At 69.7% G+C, this 18,900-nt stretch carries 17 protein-coding genes and 1 riboswitch; of the genes, 4 read left to right on the forward strand and 13 right to left on the reverse strand.

Annotation, left to right across the window (positions count from 1 at the left end; genetic code table 11):
- Positions 1 to 13: 13 nt before the first annotated feature.
- On the reverse strand, positions 14 to 811 hold the full coding sequence (locus METY_RS10710; RefSeq protein WP_103121384.1) for an SDR family NAD(P)-dependent oxidoreductase: 798 nt from the start codon (positions 809 to 811) through the stop codon (positions 14 to 16).
- A 185-nt stretch (positions 812 to 996) separates the two neighbouring features.
- Between METY_RS10710 and carB the strand changes: the two genes are divergently transcribed.
- Both carB and greA read left to right on the forward strand, forming a co-directional pair.
- Positions 997 to 4,338 carry a carbamoyl-phosphate synthase large subunit gene (carB, locus tag METY_RS10715; protein ID WP_103121385.1) on the forward strand — a complete coding sequence of 1,114 codons (3,342 nt, stop codon included), beginning with the start codon at positions 997 to 999 and terminating at the stop codon, positions 4,336 to 4,338.
- A 110-nt stretch (positions 4,339 to 4,448) separates the two neighbouring features.
- Positions 4,449 to 4,922 (forward strand): transcription elongation factor GreA, encoded by a 474-nt coding sequence (greA, locus tag METY_RS10720; RefSeq protein ID WP_103121386.1) that lies wholly within the window; start codon positions 4,449 to 4,451, stop codon positions 4,920 to 4,922.
- Positions 4,923 to 5,027: 105 nt separating this feature from the next.
- Here greA and METY_RS21220 read toward each other — a convergent pair whose 3' ends face one another.
- The 8 genes from METY_RS21220 to METY_RS10755 form a co-directional block, all read right to left on the reverse strand.
- Positions 5,028 to 5,198: a hypothetical protein gene (locus METY_RS21220; protein WP_200819656.1), complete on the reverse strand. Its 171-nt coding sequence runs from the start codon at positions 5,196 to 5,198 to the stop codon at positions 5,028 to 5,030.
- 129 nt (positions 5,199 to 5,327) lie between these two features.
- Positions 5,328 to 5,801: an Lrp/AsnC family transcriptional regulator gene (locus tag METY_RS10725; protein ID WP_103121387.1), complete on the reverse strand. Its 474-nt coding sequence runs from the start codon at positions 5,799 to 5,801 to the stop codon at positions 5,328 to 5,330.
- A gap of 496 nt (positions 5,802 to 6,297) precedes the next feature.
- Positions 6,298 to 7,218 carry a LysR family transcriptional regulator gene (locus tag METY_RS10730; RefSeq protein WP_103121388.1) on the reverse strand — a complete coding sequence of 307 codons (921 nt, stop codon included), beginning with the start codon at positions 7,216 to 7,218 and terminating at the stop codon, positions 6,298 to 6,300.
- A gap of 63 nt (positions 7,219 to 7,281) precedes the next feature.
- Positions 7,282 to 8,250 carry a thioredoxin-disulfide reductase gene (gene trxB / locus METY_RS10735; protein WP_103121389.1) on the reverse strand — a complete coding sequence of 323 codons (969 nt, stop codon included), beginning with the start codon at positions 8,248 to 8,250 and terminating at the stop codon, positions 7,282 to 7,284.
- Positions 8,247 to 9,260 carry a mitochondrial fission ELM1 family protein gene (locus METY_RS10740; RefSeq protein WP_103121390.1) on the reverse strand — a complete coding sequence of 338 codons (1,014 nt, stop codon included), beginning with the start codon at positions 9,258 to 9,260 and terminating at the stop codon, positions 8,247 to 8,249. Before METY_RS10740 ends, trxB begins: the two co-directional genes overlap by 4 nt.
- 59 nt (positions 9,261 to 9,319) lie before the next feature.
- A complete protein-coding gene (gene msrP, locus METY_RS10745; protein WP_103121391.1) occupies positions 9,320 to 10,312 on the reverse strand; it encodes a protein-methionine-sulfoxide reductase catalytic subunit MsrP in 993 nt (330 codons plus the stop codon).
- Positions 10,313 to 10,414: 102 nt separating this feature from the next.
- Entirely contained in the window at positions 10,415 to 10,936 is a 522-nt protein-coding gene (locus METY_RS10750) for a DUF992 domain-containing protein (RefSeq protein ID WP_103121392.1), read from the reverse strand.
- A gap of 118 nt (positions 10,937 to 11,054) precedes the next feature.
- Entirely contained in the window at positions 11,055 to 12,257 is a 1,203-nt protein-coding gene (locus tag METY_RS10755) for a pyridoxal phosphate-dependent aminotransferase (RefSeq protein ID WP_103121393.1), read from the reverse strand.
- 321 nt (positions 12,258 to 12,578) lie between these two features.
- Positions 12,579 to 12,682: riboswitch (TPP riboswitch) on the forward strand.
- On the opposite strand from METY_RS10755, the gene METY_RS10760 reads away from it, so the two are divergent.
- Positions 12,673 to 13,497 carry an ABC transporter permease gene (locus tag METY_RS10760; protein ID WP_103121564.1) on the forward strand — a complete coding sequence of 275 codons (825 nt, stop codon included), beginning with the start codon at positions 12,673 to 12,675 and terminating at the stop codon, positions 13,495 to 13,497. Its footprint overlaps the riboswitch before it by 10 nt.
- 24 nt (positions 13,498 to 13,521) lie before the next feature.
- Positions 13,522 to 14,457, forward strand: a complete 936-nt coding sequence (locus tag METY_RS10765) for an ABC transporter substrate-binding protein (RefSeq protein WP_103121394.1) — start codon at positions 13,522 to 13,524, stop codon at positions 14,455 to 14,457.
- A 16-nt stretch (positions 14,458 to 14,473) separates the two neighbouring features.
- Here METY_RS10765 and METY_RS10770 read toward each other — a convergent pair whose 3' ends face one another.
- From METY_RS10770 to METY_RS10785, 4 genes are all read right to left on the reverse strand, one after another.
- Positions 14,474 to 15,721 (reverse strand): molybdopterin molybdotransferase MoeA, encoded by a 1,248-nt coding sequence (locus tag METY_RS10770; protein WP_103121395.1) that lies wholly within the window; start codon positions 15,719 to 15,721, stop codon positions 14,474 to 14,476.
- Entirely contained in the window at positions 15,718 to 17,955 is a 2,238-nt protein-coding gene (selD, locus tag METY_RS10775) for a selenide, water dikinase SelD (protein WP_103121396.1), read from the reverse strand. The genes METY_RS10770 and selD overlap by 4 nt, the downstream gene beginning before the upstream one ends.
- Positions 17,952 to 18,338 (reverse strand): hypothetical protein, encoded by a 387-nt coding sequence (locus METY_RS10780; protein ID WP_103121397.1) that lies wholly within the window; start codon positions 18,336 to 18,338, stop codon positions 17,952 to 17,954. The genes selD and METY_RS10780 overlap by 4 nt, the downstream gene beginning before the upstream one ends.
- Positions 18,339 to 18,412: 74 nt before the next feature.
- Positions 18,413 to 18,880 (reverse strand): hypothetical protein, encoded by a 468-nt coding sequence (locus METY_RS10785; protein ID WP_103121398.1) that lies wholly within the window; start codon positions 18,878 to 18,880, stop codon positions 18,413 to 18,415.
- Positions 18,881 to 18,900: the final 20 nt, after the last annotated feature.

Raw genomic sequence — 18,900 nt, forward strand, 5'->3', positions numbered from 1 at the left:
AACCGTGCCGCCCTCACTCCTCCACGTCTTGCAGCGCCTCGGCGATGCGGCGGGTGACGCCGCGGGGGACAAGGCGCGTCATCAGGGCGCTCACCTTCGACATCCCGCCGGGGATCACGATCGCCTGACGCTTCTGGAAGCCGTCGAAGCCCGCCTTGGCCACCGCCTCGGCCGAGACGACGCCGACCTTGAACAGCCGCGTGCCGCCGAGATCGGCGACGGAGGAGAATTCCGTCGGCACCGGGCCGGGGCACAGCGCCGTCACCGTGACTCCCTTCGCACGCGCCTCCTCGTGGAGAGCTTCCGACAGCGACAGCAGATAGGCCTTGGTGGCGTAGTAGACCGCCATGTTGGGCCCGGCCTGGAAGGCTGCGAGCGAGGCGACGTTGAGGATCCCGCCGCGCCCCCTCGCCAGCATCCCGCGGAGGAATAGGCCCGCCAAAGCCGTGGGGGCGGTGACGTTGACCGCGATCATCTCGAGCTGACGGTCGAGCGGAAGCTTGGCGAAGGTCCCCCGCAACCCGAATCCCGCGTTGTTCACCAGCACGTCCACCACGTGGCCGGCGCGGCCGACGGCGAGCGCGAGCTCCTTCGCGCCATCGGGGGCCGCGAGGTCGGCCGCGACCGCGTGCGCGCTGATCCCATGGCGGGCGGACAGTTCGTCCCCCAGCGCCTTGAGCCTGTCTTCACGCCGGGCGACCAGCACCAGATCGTCGCCGTTGGCGCCGAACAGCCGCGCCAGCTCCACGCCTATCCCTGACGAGGCGCCGGTGACGAGAACGGTACGGCGGGCGGTCGAAGGCGTGGTCATTGGGCCGTTTCTCCGGGATGATGCGGCGCGCGAGGGGCGATCAAGCGACATGACGCCTTCCCTGCCCCGCCGGGACTGTGTATTGGACGCGCTCAGCCACGCAATCGCCCCCACGAGCCACGCGCCCTAAAACGCGGGGACCCCCGTCCCACGCGCGCACGCCGCGGACCCGGAAAGCCTGCCCCATGCCCAAACGCACAGACATCGCCACGATCCTGATCATCGGCGCCGGTCCGATCGTCATCGGTCAGGCGTGCGAGTTCGACTACTCAGGCACCCAGGCCTGCAAGGCGCTGCGCGAGGAAGGCTACCGGATCGTCCTCGTCAACTCGAACCCCGCGACCATCATGACCGACCCGGACATGGCGGACGCGACCTACATCGAGCCGATCACGCCCGAGATCGTCGAGAAGATCATCGCGAAGGAGCGCCACGTCCTCCCCGGCGGCTTCGCCCTGCTGCCGACCATGGGCGGCCAGACGGCGCTCAACTGCGCGCTGTCGCTGAAGAAGATGGGCGCGCTCGAGAAGCACGACGTCGAGATGATCGGCGCGACGGCTGAGGCGATCGACAAGGCCGAGGACCGCGAGCTGTTCCGCGAGGCCATGACCAAGATCGGGCTGGAGACGCCGCGCTCGCGCCTCGCCCACAACCTCTCCGAGGCGCTCGCCGCGCTTGAGGACATCGGCCTGCCGGCGATCATCCGCCCGAGCTTCACCATGGGCGGCACCGGCGGCGGCATCGCCTACAACCGCGAAGAGTTCCTCGAGATCGTGGAGCGCGGCGTCGACGCTTCGCCCACGGACGAGGTTCTCATCGAGGAGAGCGTGCTCGGCTGGAAGGAGTACGAGATGGAGGTCGTCCGCGACAAGGCGGACAACTGCATCATCGTCTGCTCGATCGAGAACATCGATCCCATGGGCATCCACACCGGCGATTCGATCACGGTGGCCCCGGCGCTGACGCTGACCGACAAAGAGTACCAGCGCATGCGCGACGCCTCGCTCGCGACGCTGCGCGAGATCGGCGTCGAGACCGGCGGCTCCAACGTCCAGTTCGCGATCGACCCTGCCACGGGCCGCATGATCGTGATCGAGATGAACCCGCGGGTGTCGCGCTCCTCGGCGCTCGCCTCCAAGGCCACCGGCTTCCCCATCGCCAAGGTCGCGGCCAAGCTCGCGGTCGGCTACACGCTCGACGAGATCGACAACGACATCACCGGCGGCGCCACCCCGGCCTCGTTCGAGCCGACGATCGACTACGTCGTCACCAAGATCCCGCGCTTCGCCTTCGAGAAGTTTCCGGGCGCCGAGCCGACGCTCACCACCTCGATGAAGTCGGTCGGCGAGGCGATGGCGATCGGCCGGACCTTCCAGGAAAGCCTGCAGAAGGCGCTGCGCTCGCTGGAGACCGGTCTCGGCGGCCTCGACGAGATCGAGATCGACGGCCTCGGCCAGGGCGACGACCGCAACGCGATCCGCGCGGCGCTGGGCAAGCCGACGCCGGACCGTTTCGTGAAATGCGCGCAGGCGCTGCGCCTCGGCTTCACGGTCGAGGAGATCCATGAGGCCTGCAAGATCGACCCGTGGTTCCTGGAGCAGCTTGCCGACATCGTGGCGACCGAGGAGAAGGTCCGGCGCTTCGGGCTGCCGACGACCGAGCGCGCGTTCCGCAAGCTCAAGGCGCAGGGCTTCGCCGACAAGCGGCTCGCCACGCTCGCAGGCCTCGAAGCGGAGCAGGTCTCGGCGCGGCGCCGGTCGCTCGGCGTGCGGCCGGTCTACAAGCGCATCGACACCTGCGCGGCGGAGTTCGCCTCCCCCACCGCCTACATGTACTCCACCTACGCGCCCGTGTTCGCCGGCGTCGCGGTCGACGAGGCGGCGCCTTCGGACCGGAAGAAGGTCATCATCCTCGGCGGCGGACCAAACCGCATCGGCCAGGGCATCGAGTTCGACTACTGCTGCTGCCACGCCTGCTTCGCGCTGTCGGAGGCCGGCTACGAGACCATCATGGTCAACTGCAACCCCGAGACCGTCTCGACGGACTACGACACCTCCGATCGGCTCTACTTCGAGCCGCTGACGGAAGAGGACGTGCTCGAGATCATCGCAACGGAGACCTCGAACGGGACCCTCCACGGCGTCATCGTGCAGTTCGGCGGCCAGACCCCGCTGAAGCTCGCCAACGCGCTTGAGGCCGCGGGCGTGCCGATCCTCGGCACGACGCCGGACGCGATCGATCTCGCCGAGGACCGCGACCGCTTCAAGCGCCTGCTCGACAAGCTCAAGCTCGTGCAGCCGAAGAACGGCATCGCCTACTCGGTGGAGCAGTCCCGCGTCGTGGCGGAGGGCCTCGGGTTCCCGCTGGTGGTTCGCCCGTCCTACGTGCTCGGCGGCCGCGCCATGGCGATCCTCCACGACGACCGCGCTTTCTCGGACTACCTGCTCGGCACGCTGCCGGACCTCGTGCCGGAGGACATCAAGCAGCGCTATCCCAACGACAAGACCGGCCAGATCAACACCGTGCTGTCGAAGAACCCGCTGCTGTTCGACCGCTACCTCTCCGACGCGATCGAGGTCGACGTCGACGCGCTGTGCGATCGCAAGGACGTCTTCATCTGCGGAATCATGGAGCACATCGAGGAGGCGGGTATCCACTCCGGCGACTCGGCCTGTTCGCTCCCGCCGCATTCGCTCGAGCCCGAGATGATCAGGCGGCTTGAGGACCAGACCCGGGCGCTCGCTCTCGCGCTTGAGGTCGGCGGCCTGATGAACGTGCAGTACGCCATCAAGGACGGCGTGATCCATGTGCTCGAGGTCAACCCGCGGGCGTCGCGCACCGTGCCCTTCGTGGCGAAGGTCGTCGGCCAGCCGTTCGCGAAGATCGCGGCGCGGGTGATGGCGGGCGAGAGCCTCGCTTCGTTCGGGCTGAAGGCGGAGCCGCTCGGCCATATCGCGGTGAAGGAGGCGGTGTTCCCCTTCGCGCGGTTCCCCGGCGTTGACACGGTGCTCGGACCGGAGATGCGGTCAACCGGCGAGGTGATGGGGCTCGACTACGACTACGGCGTCGCCTTCGCCAAGAGCCAGCTCGGCGGCGGCACCCGCGTGCCGCAGTCCGGCACGCTGTTCGTTTCGGTCAAGGAAGCCGACAAGGACCGCGTGCTGCCGGCGGTCCGGATGCTGGCCGACGTCGGCTTCAAAGTGATCGCGACTTCGGGCACCCAGCGCCACCTCGCCGCCCACGGCGTCGACGCGCGCAAGATCAACAAGGTGCTGGAGGGCCGTCCGCACGTGGTGGACGCCATCAAGAACGGCGGCGTGCAGCTGGTGTTCAACACCACGGACGGCGCCCAGGCGCTCGCCGACAGCCGCTCGCTCCGCCGCGCAGCCCTCTTGCACAAAGTGCCGTACTATACGACGCTCGCTGGCGCCGTGGCTGCGGCTCAAGGCATCAAAGCCTATCTCGGCGGAGACCTTGAGGTGCGCGCCCTGCAATCCTACTTCGGAAAGAGCGAAGAGGGCGGTTAAGCCCTCCGCTCGGAACGTCGCGCCGGCCGGCGACGCTCCCGAAGTCCGAAGCCTCGTCCCCTGGAGCTCTCCACGGGGCGGGGCGTCGCTTTGTTTTGAGAGAGACGGAAATGGACAAGATCCCGATGACCGCCGCAGGCCACGTTGCGCTTGAGGCGGAGCTCAAACACCGAGCGTCCAGCGAGCGCCCGCGGATCATCGCGGCGATCGCGGAGGCGCGCTCGCACGGCGACCTGTCCGAGAACGCCGAATATCATGCCGCCAAGGAGCAGCAGAGCCTCAACGAGGGCCGTATTGCGGAACTGGAGAGCATGATCGCGCGCGCCGAGATCATCGACCCGACGAAGCTCAAGGGCGACACCATCACGTTCGGCGCGACGGTGACGCTCATCGACGAGGACACCGACGAGGAGAAGGTCTACCAGATCGTCGGCGAGCCGGAGTCGGACGTGAAGAACGGCCGGGTCTCGATCGGGTCCCCGATCGCCCGCGCGCTCGTCGGCAAGAAGGTCGGCGACACGGTCGAGGTCGTGACGCCCGGCGGCGGCAAGAGCTACGAAGTTCTGAAGGTCCGTTTCGCCTGACGACTCCAGGCGCGGCGTAGGTCCGAGCAAACGGAAACGGCCCGCTCTTGAGCGGGCCGTTGTGTTTTTGCGCGGCGCCTCTCGGCGCGGTCGACGTCGCGGCTCTCAGAAAATAACGAACCAGGCGATCGCCATCGCGACTAAGGCCCCGAGCGTGCCGACGACGACGACGACGGGCATGCCCTTCGGCGCGTCCGTTCCCTGCTTTGCTTCGACGGGCGTCACCTTTTCCGTGACGGCGCCGGGCGGCGGGGTGTGGGTCTGAGCGGTGGTCATGTCGCGGCGTCTCCGTAAGGATTGCGGCCCGCAAGCCGAGCCTTCCCAATCACAACGGCTGAAACGCCGAACCGATCCCTAAAAAGATCGCGAGCGCGAGATTGGCGGAGGAGAGGCGACGGCTCTGCGTCAGACGCCGCCGTCGAACGGCGCGGTCGCCTCGTTCTTGACTTGACCGAGCGCCAGAGCCGTCTTCACCGACTTTACGTTCTTCGCCGCGGTCAACTCGATCACGAAGTTCTGGAAGCTGGTGAGGTCCCGGGCGACGCACTTCAACATGAAGTCGACCTCGCCCGAAAGCATGTGGCACTCGCGGACCGTCGACCAGTCGCGCACCCGCGCCTCAAATTCGGCACGGTCCGCTTCAGAGTTGCCGGCGAGTTGGACCATCGCGAACGCCGTCACCTCAAAACCGAGCTTGCGCTCGTCGAGCAGCGCGCGGTAGCCGCGGATGGCGTCGGCCTCCTCAAGCGCGCGCACACGCCTCAGGCAGGGCGGCGCGGAGATGCCAACGCGCCGGGCCAACTCCACGTTGGTCATCCGGCCGTCCGCCTGCAATTCGCTCATGATCTTGAGATCGATGGCGTCGAAACGTCCACGCATGCAGCGGGCATCCGAATGGTGCGATGCAACAATGCACCGGTGTAGTCGGGCGCCCTTCTGAACTCAAGAGCGCAGCCGGCGCAAGAGCGAACACCGCGGCGGAGGTACGTGGCGCGGGATAAAAAAAGCCGGACCTCGATGAGATCCGGCGGAAAGTTTGGGACCGGCCGCGAGGGGACGCGCGCCGAATCCTGAGGGGAACAGCCAATTGCGGCCGCGCAGGAGGAGGTCGCGCGACCAGATCGCAGTCAGCATGCGAGGAAAATGCGGGGCGCAGCCCTGCGGAACAACGCATGGAACGGCATAACCGCTATGCATTTGCTGATAAACTAGGCGCCAAGCATGTGCAAAAAGGTCAATAACTGTGCACGTCGATCGATAGGTGCGATCTATCGCCTTTTTTCGTCAAGCCATTCAATGACATGCAGCCTCGTCCACCGCGATTGCCCCTATTTCTGATCTCCGCACCGCCGGCCGCCTGGGGCCGAGAGCTGCGTCAATAAGACCAGCGCTGCGCCTTCGCGAGCAGGAAGTCGCGGAACACGTTGATGCGCGCGACGTTCTTCAGCTCCTCCGGATAGACGAAGTAGGCGTCGAGCGTCGGCATCTCGGCGTCGCCCAAGACGCGGACCAGCTGCGATTCGGGTTCGACGAAATAGTCGGGCAGCACCGCGAGGCCGATGCCGCGTTCGCACGCCTGCTTGATCGCCGCGACGCTGTTGATGACGAGGCTGGCAGGCCGCGGGCTCTTGGGGCTGCGGTTGGCGGTGAGCAGCCAGTTGATGCTCTGCAGGAACGGCGGCACCGGGCCTCCGAACTCGATCAGCCGGTGGCTGTCGAGGTCCGCGACGCTCGTCGGCCGGCCGTGGCGCTTGAGATATTCGGTCGAAGCGCAGACGTGGTAGTGCACCGTGAACAGGCGCCGCTGGATCAGGTCGGGCTGCGTCGGCTGACGCAGCCGGATCGCGACGTCCGCCTCGCGCATCGACAGGTCGAGCTCGTCGTCCGTCAGGATGAGATGGAGCTGGATGTCGGGATAGAGCTCCATGAACTCCCCGAGCTTCGAGCTCAACCAGCCGGTGCCCAGGCCCAGCGTGGTGGTGACGCGAAGGACGCCGTTCGGCCGCTCACGGCTGTCGGTCAGGATGGAGCGCGCGGCTTCGAGCTTCGAGAAGACGTCCTGGGTGGTGCGGAACAGCATCTCGCCCTGCTCCGTCAGGATCAGGCCGCGCGCGTGTCGATGGAACAGCGGGACCTTCAGCTCGTGCTCTAGCGCGGAGACTTGGCGACTGACGGCGGACTGACTGAGGCCCATGACCTCGCCGGCGCGCGTGAAGCTGCCTGCGTCGGCGGCCGCGTGGAAGATCCGCAGCTTGTCCCAGTCCATCCGTTCCCCCTCATAGGCCGGACCGACCATGGCGGCCGCCCTCCCCTTGCCCTGTCGGCGCGCGGCGTCCGCCGCGTCAGCCCAATCGTCGTCTCACGCGGCCTGCCGCGCCGCGTCTTCGGCCGCGAGGAAGCGCTCGGCGTCGAGCGCGGCCATGCAGCCCATGCCGGCCGCGGTCACGGCCTGTCGGTAGGTCTCGTCGGCGACGTCGCCCGCGGCGAACACGCCAGGAATGTTGGTGAAGGACGTGCCTGGCTTGACCGCGAGATAGCCGGAGGGCCGGGTGTCGACCTGTCCCCGGAACAGCTCGGTCGCCGGCGCGTGGCCGATCGCCACGAACACGCCGTCGCAGGCGAGTTCGCTGTGCTGGCCCGTCCGCGTGTCGACAAGCTTCACCCCGTGCACCTTCGGAGGCGTCCCGCCCCCGAGGATCTCGGCGATGGCGGCGTTCCACACCACCTCGACCTTCGGATGCGCGAACAGCCGGTCCTGGAGGATCCGTTCCGCGCGGAAGCCTTCGCGGCGGTGGACGACCGTGACCTTGGAGGCGAAGTTGGTCAGGAACAGCGCCTCCTCGACGGCCGTGTTGCCGCCGCCGACCACCACGACCTCCTTGTTGCGGAAGAAGAAGCCGTCGCAAGTCGCGCAGGCGGAGACCCCGTAGCCCTTGAAATGCTCTTCGCTGTCGAGGCCGAGCCACTTGGCCTGTGCGCCCGTCGCGATCACAAGCGCGTCGCAGGTGATGGTCCCGGCGGACTCGGTCTCCAGCACGAAGGGCCGGCGCGACAGGTCGACCTTCGCGACATGGTCGAACAGGGTCTTGGTCCCCATCCGCTCAGCCTGGATCTGCATCTGCTCCATCAGCCAGGGACCCTGGATGGGCTCGGCGAAGCCCGGGTAGTTCTCGACGTCGGTCGTGATGGTGAGCTGCCCCCCCGGCTGAAGGCCGGAGATGACCAGGGGCTCCAGCATCGCGCGGGCCGCATAGACCGCGGCGGTCCAGCCGGCCGGGCCGGACCCGAGGATGACGAGGCGATGGTGGCGGGCGGGAGCTGAGCTCATTTCGGTCGTCCGTTCGTTTCGCGCGCGGCGACCGGGGCCTTCCGGTCGACGTCACGCCGCAGGATGTCGCGCGTCGCGGCCAGCGCCTGGATCGCCCGGGCGATCTGGGGCGTCGAGTCCAGCGGCGGATAGGAGTAGCGCTCCAGCCGGCCGGAGAACGGCCGGATCACGCCGAGCGCCGTCAACCGATCCAGGAACGCGCGCGTCTTCCGTCGTCCGCCCGAGGGCTCGAACACCAGCACCGGGCGGCCCGTCGCCGCCGCCTCTCCCACCATATTGGTGGAATCCGCGGTCACCACGAGCGCTTCGGCCTGCGCAAGCAACGAAATGTAGGGGTTATCCCCTGTTCCATCCCAGAAGTAGTGGGCAAGCCGTTCAACCGCCAGAGCGAGCGGCTGCGGCGTGCGCCGAGAGGCCGTCGCCATCAGCACCGCGCCGTCGTTCTTCAGGCGGGTCAGCCCCGCGACCAGACGGTCGATGTCCTCGGCCGAAAATCGGTGGTGGCGGGTGTCGCCGCCGAGCAGCACGGCGACGCGCCGGCCGGGGACGTCGGGGCCCACCAGCGGCGGCGCGCCGCGGGCGGCGGCGAGCCGCACCGCGTTTACCCGGTGCGGGCTTGTGGTCGAGACCACCACGTTCGGCCCCCGCAGCCGGTCATGCTCGGGGACCCAGACAACGTCCGCGACGCCTGCTCCAGCGCGCGCGTCACGCAGAAAGACGGTGAGCACCTTGCCGCCTGAGGCTGTCTTGATCCGCCTGAGGTAGGGAGCGGCGCGCCGGCCCGCCGCGATCACCACGTCAGGCCAGCCCTCGCCCGGCTTGGGAGCGATCGGGCTTCCCATCCGGTCGGGCGCGTCGCGCGGGTCGATCGGTCCCCAGGGAGCAAGCCAGACCCACGGGCGTCGCGGCGCGATACGCCGGCGTTCGATACGGTCGGCGACCGCCTCCGCCACGCCGAGGCAGGGCTGCTCGTCGCCCGCCTTACCGTCGGTCAGGACCCATGCGCGCATAGCATGACTGTGCGGCGTGACGCGCGGAGACGCAAGCGACCGCGGCGCCGCAGCGGGCCTCACATGAACAGTTTTTCGCCCTCGAGACCCTTGTACAGCCCCGCGACCTGCTCCGCGTAGCCGTTGTAGAGCAGCGTCGGGCGGGTTTCGTCACCGCCCAGCACCCGCTCGCGGGCCTGGCTCCAGCGGGGATGCGAGACCTGCGGGTTCACGTTGGCCCAGAAGCCGTACTCGCTCGGTCCCGCCGCCGCCCACAGCGTCTTCGGGCGGGTCTCGGTGAACTCCACGCTGACGATCGACTTCACCGACTTGAAGCCATACTTCCACGGGACGGCCAGCCGGATCGGCGCGCCCATCTGCTTCGCGAGCGGCTTGCCGTAGGCGCCGGTTGCGAGGAAGGCGAGCTCGTTCGTCGCCTCCGCCATCGTCAGGCCCTCGACATAGGGCCATTCGTACAGCGGCGAGCGCTGCCCGCTCGCGACCTTCGGGTTCAGGAAGGTCGTCATCTTCACGTATTTCGCGGAGCCGAGCGGCTTCGCCCAGGCGACGAAGTCCTTCATCGGGATCCCGCTCCACGGCAGCGCCATGCCCCAGGCTTCGACGCAGCGATGCCGGTAGAACCGCTCCTCGAGCGGAAGCGCCTTCAGCAGGTCGTCGATCCCGATCTCGCGCGGCCGCTCGACCAGCCCGCCGATCTTGAGCGTCCAGGGCCGCAACGGCAGCTTCTGCGCCTCGTCGGCGATGTATTTGCTCGTCCCGAACTCGTAGAAGTTGTTGTAGTTCAGATTGACGTCCTCCGGCGTCACCGCGCGATCGAGCGCATAGCCGTCGTTGCGCTTGAACGGATAGAGCCCGGCGCTGGGGTCGACCTCCGGCGGAGCCGGCTTCTCGTCCGATCCGAACAGCCATCCGGCCTTCGCCGACCCTGCGCCGAACGCCGCGGCCGCGCCGCCGACAGCTCCCGCCACCAACGCTCTGCGGCTCAGGACCAGACGCTCAGGCGTCAGCTCGCTCTCGCGAAGGGTCCAGCTCGGCGTGCGCTTGATCAACATGGCGGCCTCGGCTTCGTCAGTGGCGTCCGTCAGGCTACGAACGAAAACGGCCGGGCGTTACCGCCCGACCGTCAGTATGGTCTCACAAGGTCGCGAGAGGAATCACACCGGATCGAGGGTGAGAGCGGCGTAGCCCGCCGACACCGCGAGGCCGGTCTGGCCTTCGAGGCTCAGCGGCTGCAGCGACACCGTCGTTCCCGAACCGCCGACGAGCAGATTAGCGCCGCCGCCGATCAGCGCCGCCGCGCTCGCGGTCGCGCCGCGGTACTTGCCCGCGAGATCGCCCGGTCCGATGTCGTTGGAGTGAGAAATCACTGCCCACTTCAGGACGCTCGGGCCGGTGGCGCCCACATCCACGCCCACCGTCGAGATGTGGCCGAGGTAGGCGTCGACGGGGTGGCGGGCCCCGATCGGCTTGTAGTCGCAGGCGAGTTCAGTGTCGGATCCGAGGATCCAGCCGATGCCGCCGGGCGAGCGGCAGCTCAGCGTGCCCACCTGCACGCCGGACTCAACGGGACGCTTGCTGACGACGACGGACGGATGACCGAGGTCGGCGGCGGACGCCGCAGCGCCAGTGGCGACGAGCGCGGCGGCTGCGAGAGTGGCTTTGAGCCGGATCGACATGACGTTTCTCCAGAACGAGCGGTCCCCACCGCCTAACGCCGCAGCCCAGGCTATGGTTTCTGTCCGCGACACGGCCTTTTACGCAGGGCCCGACGCCGCCCTGCGCGAGACCCCGGCCTCAGCGCAGAGAGGCGCAGAACCGCTGGATGCGGCTGCAGGCCTCCTCCAGCGTTTCGTCGGCCGTCGCGTAGGAAATCCGGAAGTTCGGGCCGAGGCCGAAGGCCGAGCCGTGCACCACGGCGACGCCCTCAGCGTCCAGAAGTTCGGACACGAAGTCCTCGTCCGTCCCGATGACCTTACCCGAGGGCGCCGTCCGGCCGATCGTCCCGGCGCAGGAGGGATAGACGTAGAACGCGCCTTCCGGCGTCGGGCAGTTGAGGCCCTTCGCCTGGTTCAGCATGGAGACGACGAGATCGCGCCGCCGCTCGAAGGCGGTGCGGAAGCCTGGCAGGAAATCCTGCGGGCCGGACAGCGCCTCCAGCGCCGCCCACTGGGCGATGGTGCAGGCGCCCGAGGTCTGCTGGCCCTGCACCATCTCCATGGCCTTGATCAGCTTGTCCGGCCCCGCCGCGTAGCCGATGCGCCAGCCTGTCATGCAATAGGCCTTGGACACGCCGTTCATGGTCAGCGTGCGCTCGTAGAGCGCAGGCTCGACCTGCGCCGGCGTGGTGAACTCAAAGCCGCCGAACACGAGGTGCTCGTACATGTCGTCGGTCAGAATCCAGACATGCTCATGCCGCAGCAGCACGTCGGTGATCGCCTTCAGCTCCGCGCGGGTGTAGGCCGCGCCCGACGGGTTCGACGGCGAGTTGAACAGCACCCATTTGGTTTTGGGAGTGATCGCCGCTTCCAGCGCCTCCGGGCGGACCTTGAAGTCCTGCTCCAGCGTCGTCGGCAGAAACACTGGCGTCCCACCGTTGATCGCCACCATCTCGGGGTAGCTGACCCAGTAGGGCGTGGGGATGATCACCTCGTCGCCCGGGTTCAGCGTGGCGACGAAGGCGTTGTAGAGGATCTGCTTGCCGCCGGTCGCGACCAGCGTCTGGGTGGGCTTGTAGTCCAGGCCGTTCTCACGCTTGAACTTCTGCGCGATCGCCTCGCGCAGGGGAGCGATGCCGGCGACCGGAGGATACTTGGTCTCGCCGCGCCGGATGGCGTCGATCGCGGCGTCCTTGATGTTCTGCGGCGTGTCGAAGTCCGGCTCGCCGGCGCCGAGGCCGATCACGTCGCGCCCCTGGGCTTTCAGGTCTCGCGCCTTCTGCGACACCGCGATGGTGGCGGAAGGCTTTACGCGCGAAAGCGTGTCGGCGAGGAAGGCCATCGGGAAGGCTCCGTCTGCAGGCGAAAATGACGGGGCGGACCCTAGGCCGCGGCGCGGTCCGGAGGCAAGACGCGGCGCATGGCGGTCGACGGCTTAGGCGCGTCACGCTCTCTCCGCTTGATCCCATCTCGCCGTCTCGTGAGATTTCCCCGACGTCCGGGGAACCATCCCCGCTCAAGGGCGTTTTCGGGCTGTGAACCCTCTACTGCGGCCGAGCTTCCAACCCGGCTGAACGCATGAAACGCCGCCCGCGCCCCGGGCGGCGTTTTTTTGACCCTCGCTCCCGTTGCGCGGCCCGGAGGGCTCGGCTAACGCTGTCATCTCATCTCCATGGGGCGCCCAGACCGGGCTGAGACGGCGGCGACGCCGGACCCATCGAACCTGATCCGGCTCATACCGGCGGAGGGATTGCGAGATGGCGGACGCCGCAGATCGGCTCGTCGCCCCCTTGTCCGACACGACCGCGAAGCCCAGACGCGCCCTCATGGCGTTTGGGCGGCTCGCTGCGACGCTCGGCGTCCTGATCGCCGCCTGGCAGGCCTTCGTCACGCTGTCGGGCGCGCCGCCGTTCCTGCTGCCGCCGCCGGCCCGCGTCGGCGCCGCGCTGATTGCGCAGTCGGGTTTCCTCGCACGCCAGACGCTGACCACGCTGACCGAGATTGTCGGCGGCCTCGCGATCGGGGTGGCCGTCGGGGCCGTCACGGCGCTCGCCATCGCGGCGCTCCCCGCGCTTCGCCGTTGGCTGCTGCCGCCGTTGATTGTGGCGCAGGCCGTGCCGGTGTTCGCGATCGCTCCGCTGCTGGTGCTGTGGCTGGGATTTGGTCTGGGATCGAAGCTCGCGATGGCGGCGCTGATCGTGTTCTTTCCCGTCACTTCCGCCTTCTACGACGGCCTGCGCCGGGCCGACCCCAACCTCATCGACATCGCCCGTCTCTACGGCGCCTCGCCGCTGAAGGTCCTGCTGCTGATCCGCCTACCCTCGGCGCTGCCGGCCTTCGGCACGGGGCTGAAGCTCGCCGCCGCGGCCGCCCCCATCGGGGCCGTGGTGGGCGAATGGGTCGGCGCGTCGTCCGGCCTCGGCTTCGTAATGATCCACGCCAATGCGCGGATGCAGACCGACCTGCTGTTCGCCGCCCTCATCATTCTCGCCGTGGTCGCCGCCGGCCTCTGGTTCGCGGTCGACTGGGCGCTCGCGCGCCTCATCCATTGGTCGCCGGAGCATGGCCGCCGCGACTCCTGACCTCCGACACCGAGCCCATCCACGATGATCCGCTTCGCCCTCGCCTTCGCCGCCCTCCTGATCGCGGCGAGCCCGTCGACCGCCGCCGAGAAGCTGGTGGTGCTGCTCGACTGGTACGTGAATCCAGATCACGCGCCGCTGGTCGTCGCCAAGGAGGGCGGCTTCTTCGCCCGCCACGGCCTTGACGTTGAGCTGATCGCGCCCGCCGACCCCAGCCAGCCGCCGCGGCTCGTCGCCGCCAAGCAGGGCGACGTGGCGGTGACCTACCAGCCGGAGCTGCACCAGCAGGTGGCCGCGGGCCTGCCGCTCGTCCGATTCGCGACGCTCATCGACACCCCGCTCAACACCCTCATCGCGCTGAAGGACGGGCCGGTGAAGGAGCTCAAGGACCTGAAGGGCAAGAAGATCGGCTACTCCGTCACCGGCTTCGAGGACACGCTGCTGCTCGCCATGATGGAGACCGCGGGCCTGACGCGCGACGACGTGGAACTGATCAACGTCAACTTCGCGCTCACCCAATCCCTGATGGCGAAGCGGGTCGACGCCGTCGTCGGCGGCTACCGCAACTTCGAGGCCACGCAGATCCGGCTGGCCGGCGGCGAGGCGCGAGTGTTCTTCCCCGAGGAGAACGGCGTGCCGACGTACGACGAGCTGGTGTTCGTCGCCCACAAGGACGCGATCGGCGACGACCGCCTGAAGCGCTTCGTGGCGGCGATCGAGGAGGCCACGACCTTCCTGCTGAACCACGACGCGGAGGCCTTCGCGCTCTACCTGAAGGGCCATCCCGACCTCAACGACGAGTTGAACACGCGCGCCTGGGCCGATACGCGGCCGCGCTTCGCCAAGAACCCCGGCCTGCTGGACGCCCGCCGCTACGAGCGTTTCGCGGAGTTCCTCAAGGCCAAGGGCATGATCAAGGAGACGCCGGCTGTCGGGACCTACGCAGTCGACGTTCGTTAGCGGCAGGACGCGTCCGTCACACCTCCAGCGCGGCGCGAAACGGCAAAAATCCGATCGCGTCGCCGGGCTTCACCTCGTCGTGGCCGGCTGGGATGACGGCGAGCCCGTCGGCGGCGATCAGCGGGGCGAGGCGTGCGGAACCTCCGCGGCCAAGTTTCTCGACCCGCGGCAGGCCCGACGGATCGGTCCCGACCAACGCGGCCGGGGCGAACTCGGTGCGGCCGCCGGGGCCCTTCTGGCCAAAGGCCGCGACCGCGGACAGCGGCGCCAGAGGACGGGGCTCCAGGCCTGCGAGCCGCTCCAGCACCACGCGTCCGATCAGCATCTGTCCGACCAGAGCCGCGAACGGATTTCCGGGAAGGCCCACGAGCGCCGCGCCGCCGACGCGGCCGGCGACGATCGGCTTGCCCGGCTTCAGCGCGACTTTCGCCAGCCCGAGCTGACCGCCCGCGGCGGCGACGGCGGCGGCGAGGTGGTCCTCCTCCCCGACCGAGGTCGCGCCGCTGGTGACCAGCGCGTCGCAGCGTCGGCCCGCCTCGATCAGCAGACGCGTGAGCTCCGCCGGATCGTCCGGCGCGATGCCGTAGTCGATCACCTCGTGCGCCGGCGTCGACAGGATGCCGAGAAGCATCGGGCGGTTGGCGTCGTGGATTCGGCCGGGCGTGAGCGAGCGGCCGTGCTCGACCAGCTCGTCGCCGGTGGAGAGCAGACCGATCACCACCTTGCGCCGCACGGCGACCCGCTCCACACCGGAGGCGGCCAGGATGGCGAGGTGGCGCGCGTCGATCAGCGCGCCGGCGGGAACCAGCAGATCGCCCACGCTGACGTCTTCGCCGCGGCGGCGGATGTTGGCGCCACGCTCGACCGCGGTCCGGAGCGCCACGACGTCGCCGTCGCGGGTCACGCGCTCCTGCATCACCACGGCGATCGCTCCCGGCGGCATCGGCGCGCCGGTGAAGATGCGGACCGCCTCGCCGGGCTTGAGCGTCTCGCGGGCGCCCGCGGAGCCGGCCGCAAGCCGGCCGCGGAGAACGTGCCGCAGCCCGAGGTCGGCCAGCGCGTACCCGTCCATGGCGGAGTGATCGAACGGCGGCAGCGGCGTCGGGCTCATCGTCGGCTCGGCGGTCACCCGTCCGCGCAGCTCCGCGAAGGGCAGCGTCTCGACGCCGACCGGCCCCGCGACCAGCGCCGCGACGGTCGCCCGCGCCGCCTCGACCGAGAGCAGGCCGGGGTCGGCGCAGAGATCGAGCGTTGTGACCGTCACGCCGCCGAGCCCGTCACGAGGCGGATGTCCGGCCCGCCGTCGCGCGCGACGATCCGGCCGATGACGGCGGCTCCGGTCGCGCCCGCGGCGTGGAGCGCGGCGACGCAAGGCCCCGCCTGATCTTCGGCCACGGCGGCCAGCAGCCCGCCCGAGGTCTGGGGATCGAACAGCAGCGCCTTCAGCCAGGCGGGAACGCCCTCCCCGCCGCCGATGCGCGGCAGGTTCGCGAGAGTCTGCGGCAGCGCGGTCGAGGCGAAGCCCCGCGCCGCCAGCTCCGCCGCCTCCGGCAGCAGAGGCAGCGCCGCGGGGTCGATCTCGGCCGCGACCCCGCGGCTCGCGTCGAGCATCTCCGCGAGGTGACCGACGAGGCCGAAGCCCGTCACGTCGGTCATGGCGCGGCCACGGTGGGTCCGCAGCACCTCGACGTCCGCGGCCAGGGGGCGGGCCATCTCGGCCCAGGCCGCCGCCATCGCCGCCGCGGGCGCCTGGGCCCTCATGTCGGCCGCGATCAGCACGCCGACGCCGAGCGGCTTGGTGAGCACGAGCCGCACGCCCGGCGTCAGACCGCCCTTGCGGCGGCCGTCGCCCTCCGCCAGCCCGCCGGTCACCGCGAGACCGAACGCCGGATCCGCGGCTTCGCCGGTGTGTCCGCCAATGATGGAGACGCCGAGCGGGTCGAGCGCCGCGCGCGCTCCCGCCATCATCTGGTAGAGCGCCTCGGCCTGCTGGGCGGGCGCGTCCGGCGGAAGGGCGGCGATGGCGAGCGCGTAGGACGGCCGCCCTCCCATGGCGAACACGTCGCCGATCGCGTGGACCGCCGCGATCTTCCCGAACAGGAAGGGATCGTCGACGGGCGCCTTGAAGAGGTCGACGGTCTGGAGCTCCAGCGCGCCGTCGCTCCGCCGGATCACCGCCGCGTCGTCGCCGACGCCGAGGATTACCTCTTCAGACGCGACGCCCGGTCCCAGCCGCCGCAGCGCCGCTGCCAGCGGAGCGGGGCCGAGCTTCGCGGCGCAGCCCCCGCACCGCATCGCCGGATCGTCGGAGACGGGCGCCGGCCCCCGCACGCCGTCCATCGCCGGCGGGTCGCGGTACATCGCGATCCAGCGACGGTCGATCCAGTCCTTGAGAGTCCAGGCCCAGCGGCCGGCGGCGGCGTAGCCGTTGCGGGTCGCGACCGCCGTGCCGTCCCCGCGGCCGATGAGCGAGAGGTGATCGGCCTGCGCCGCCAGCGGCTTGAGCCGCTTTCCTCGCGCGGCGCGTCGGAGGTTCGCGGCGAGCGCCGGCCCCTGGCGCACGGCGTAGACGCCGGCCTTCGGCCTCGGCTGGCCGAGAACGCCCGCGCAGTCGCCGACCGCGAACACGCGGTCGTCCGCCGGGCTCGTCAACGCCGGCGTCACCGCGATGAAGCCGCTCGCATCCTCCGGCAGTCCAAGCGCGGCGGTGATCGGGTGCGGCGCGGCGGCGGTCGCCATGAACACGGCGTCGGCCGGGAGACGCCGGCCGTCGTCCAGCGCGACCTCGCGCTCCTCGATCGCGGCGAGCCGCGCGGTCTCGTCGAGCGTCACCTGGGCCTGCGTCAACGCCTCGCGCAACAACGCCGCGACCTTGCCGGGATAGCCCGGCAGCAGCGCGCCGCCGGCGAGGAGCGTGACATTGAAGGCGTGCGGGTCGAGCCCCGCCGCCTCCGCGTCGCGCCGAAGCCGGCGGGCGAGCGCCAGCGCGAGTTCCGTCCCCGCCGCGCCGCCGCCCGCCACCACCACGGACCTTGGGCCGTCTGGCCGCAGCGCGGCCAGCCGGAACGCCTCGAACCGCGCGAGGAAGGTCGCGATCGGCTTCACCGCGATCGCCCGCTCGGCGCCCGCGACGCCTTCGAGCCGGGGGGCGATGCCGACGTCAAACGACACGAAGTCGTAGGCGATCGGGGGCCGCCTTTCGAGCAGCAATCGGCGCTCCGCCCGGTCGAGTCCCGTCGCCGCGGCGCCGATCAGCCGCGCGCCGGTGGCGCGGGCGAGCCGCACCAGATCGATCATGATGTCGTCGGGCTGGTAGACCCCGGCGATCAGGCCGGGCAGCATGCCGGAATAGGGCGTGGTGAGCTCCTTGGCGACGAGCGTCAGCCGCACGCCTTTTTCCGGCCGCATGGCGAAGGCGCGCAGCACGTGGACGTGCGCGTGGCCGCCCCCGACCAGCACGATGTCGGTCGTGATCGGCCCGGGCGCCGCCCTCTTCATGCCCCCGCCCCTTCTTCGTCGATCCGCATGCGCCGCCCCCGCCTGTCGAAGAAGGCGCCCTCGTTCAGCGCCAGCCGGTCGTCGTCGATCATCTGCTCCACGCGCCGCAGTTCGATCCGTGCGAGCGGATCCTCGATGGGGCCGCCGTCGGACGACGTCGCCGTAAAGAACACGGCCCCGTCCCAGGCGCCCGGCGCGGAGGCGAACAGCTTGCGAAGCTGCCGCCACGCCACGTCGTCGCCGATGACATGCAGAAAGGTCGAGGCGACGGGCTTTGCGTCGGCGTCGGTGATCTCCACCAGCACGATCAGCGCGGTGAAGGCGCCGGTCTCGGCGAAGGCGGCCTTCACCCAGGCGTCGAAGTCGAGGCCCTTAAAGGCCATGGGCAACTCCGACCGCAGCGCCTCGATCCGATGACCCTGCGGTCGCCGATCGCGCCGGAAGCCGCAAGTGCGACTCAGAAATCGACAAGCGGCGTCTCCGGCATGTAGCGGTCGAACAGCTCGGCGAAGGCCAGACCCCGCGCACGTTCGTACCAGGCTTCGAAGGCTTCAAGCGCCTGCAGCGTCGCAGCCCCCGCCTCCTCCGCCGGCAGCGCGCCCGTGCGGGCGTCGTGGATCGCGTCCGCCAGCGCCGTCAGGGCGTCCAGCACCGGCTTGCGGGCCTCGTCGATCTCCTCCCACTCGAGCTCGGCCGCCGCGGCCGCGCGCTGCGCGACGTGCGACGCCTCGCGGTCCGGCGCCGCGGCGTCGGCCTCGACGAGCGCCCGGAGAAAGCCGTAGCGGCGAAACGCGCGGCGCCGGGCGACCTCGCGACGCTCGATCTCCTCCGCCACGCTCGCGCGGAACCGCTTCTCCTCGGCGTCAGCCGCAAGCGCCGTTCGCTCGAGCGCGACGAGGGCGTAAGGCCGATCCACACCGGTCATCGACGAGGCCTCTCATGCGG

The sequence above is a fragment of the Methylopila sp. Yamaguchi genome, from assembly GCF_002897035.1.
GTDB lineage: Bacteria > Pseudomonadota > Alphaproteobacteria > Rhizobiales > Methylopilaceae > Methylopila.

Excerpts from the sequence above, each read along its gene's own strand:
- carB (WP_103121385.1), top strand. The coding sequence starts at position 997 with ATGCCCAAACGCACAGACATCGCCACGATCCTGATCATCGGCGCCGGT.
- METY_RS10760 (WP_103121564.1), top strand. The coding sequence starts at position 12,673 with ATGGCGGACGCCGCAGATCGGCTCGTCGCCCCCTTGTCCGACACGACC.
- METY_RS10765 (WP_103121394.1), top strand. The coding sequence starts at position 13,522 with ATGATCCGCTTCGCCCTCGCCTTCGCCGCCCTCCTGATCGCGGCGAGC.
- METY_RS21220 (WP_200819656.1), bottom strand. The coding sequence starts at position 5,198 with ATGACCACCGCTCAGACCCACACCCCGCCGCCCGGCGCCGTCACGGAA.
- METY_RS10725 (WP_103121387.1), bottom strand. The coding sequence starts at position 5,801 with ATGCGTGGACGTTTCGACGCCATCGATCTCAAGATCATGAGCGAATTG.
- METY_RS10750 (WP_103121392.1), bottom strand. The coding sequence starts at position 10,936 with ATGTCGATCCGGCTCAAAGCCACTCTCGCAGCCGCCGCGCTCGTCGCC.
- selD (WP_103121396.1), bottom strand. The coding sequence starts at position 17,955 with ATGAAGAGGGCGGCGCCCGGGCCGATCACGACCGACATCGTGCTGGTC.
- METY_RS10780 (WP_103121397.1), bottom strand. The coding sequence starts at position 18,338 with ATGGCCTTTAAGGGCCTCGACTTCGACGCCTGGGTGAAGGCCGCCTTC.
- METY_RS10755 (WP_103121393.1), bottom strand. The coding sequence starts at position 12,257 with ATGGCCTTCCTCGCCGACACGCTTTCGCGCGTAAAGCCTTCCGCCACC.
- METY_RS10785 (WP_103121398.1), bottom strand. The coding sequence starts at position 18,880 with ATGACCGGTGTGGATCGGCCTTACGCCCTCGTCGCGCTCGAGCGAACG.
- METY_RS10710 (WP_103121384.1), bottom strand. The coding sequence starts at position 811 with ATGACCACGCCTTCGACCGCCCGCCGTACCGTTCTCGTCACCGGCGCC.
- greA (WP_103121386.1), top strand. The coding sequence starts at position 4,449 with ATGGACAAGATCCCGATGACCGCCGCAGGCCACGTTGCGCTTGAGGCG.
- METY_RS10730 (WP_103121388.1), bottom strand. The coding sequence starts at position 7,218 with ATGGTCGGTCCGGCCTATGAGGGGGAACGGATGGACTGGGACAAGCTG.
- msrP (WP_103121391.1), bottom strand. The coding sequence starts at position 10,312 with ATGTTGATCAAGCGCACGCCGAGCTGGACCCTTCGCGAGAGCGAGCTG.
- METY_RS10740 (WP_103121390.1), bottom strand. The coding sequence starts at position 9,260 with ATGCGCGCATGGGTCCTGACCGACGGTAAGGCGGGCGACGAGCAGCCC.
- trxB (WP_103121389.1), bottom strand. The coding sequence starts at position 8,250 with ATGAGCTCAGCTCCCGCCCGCCACCATCGCCTCGTCATCCTCGGGTCC.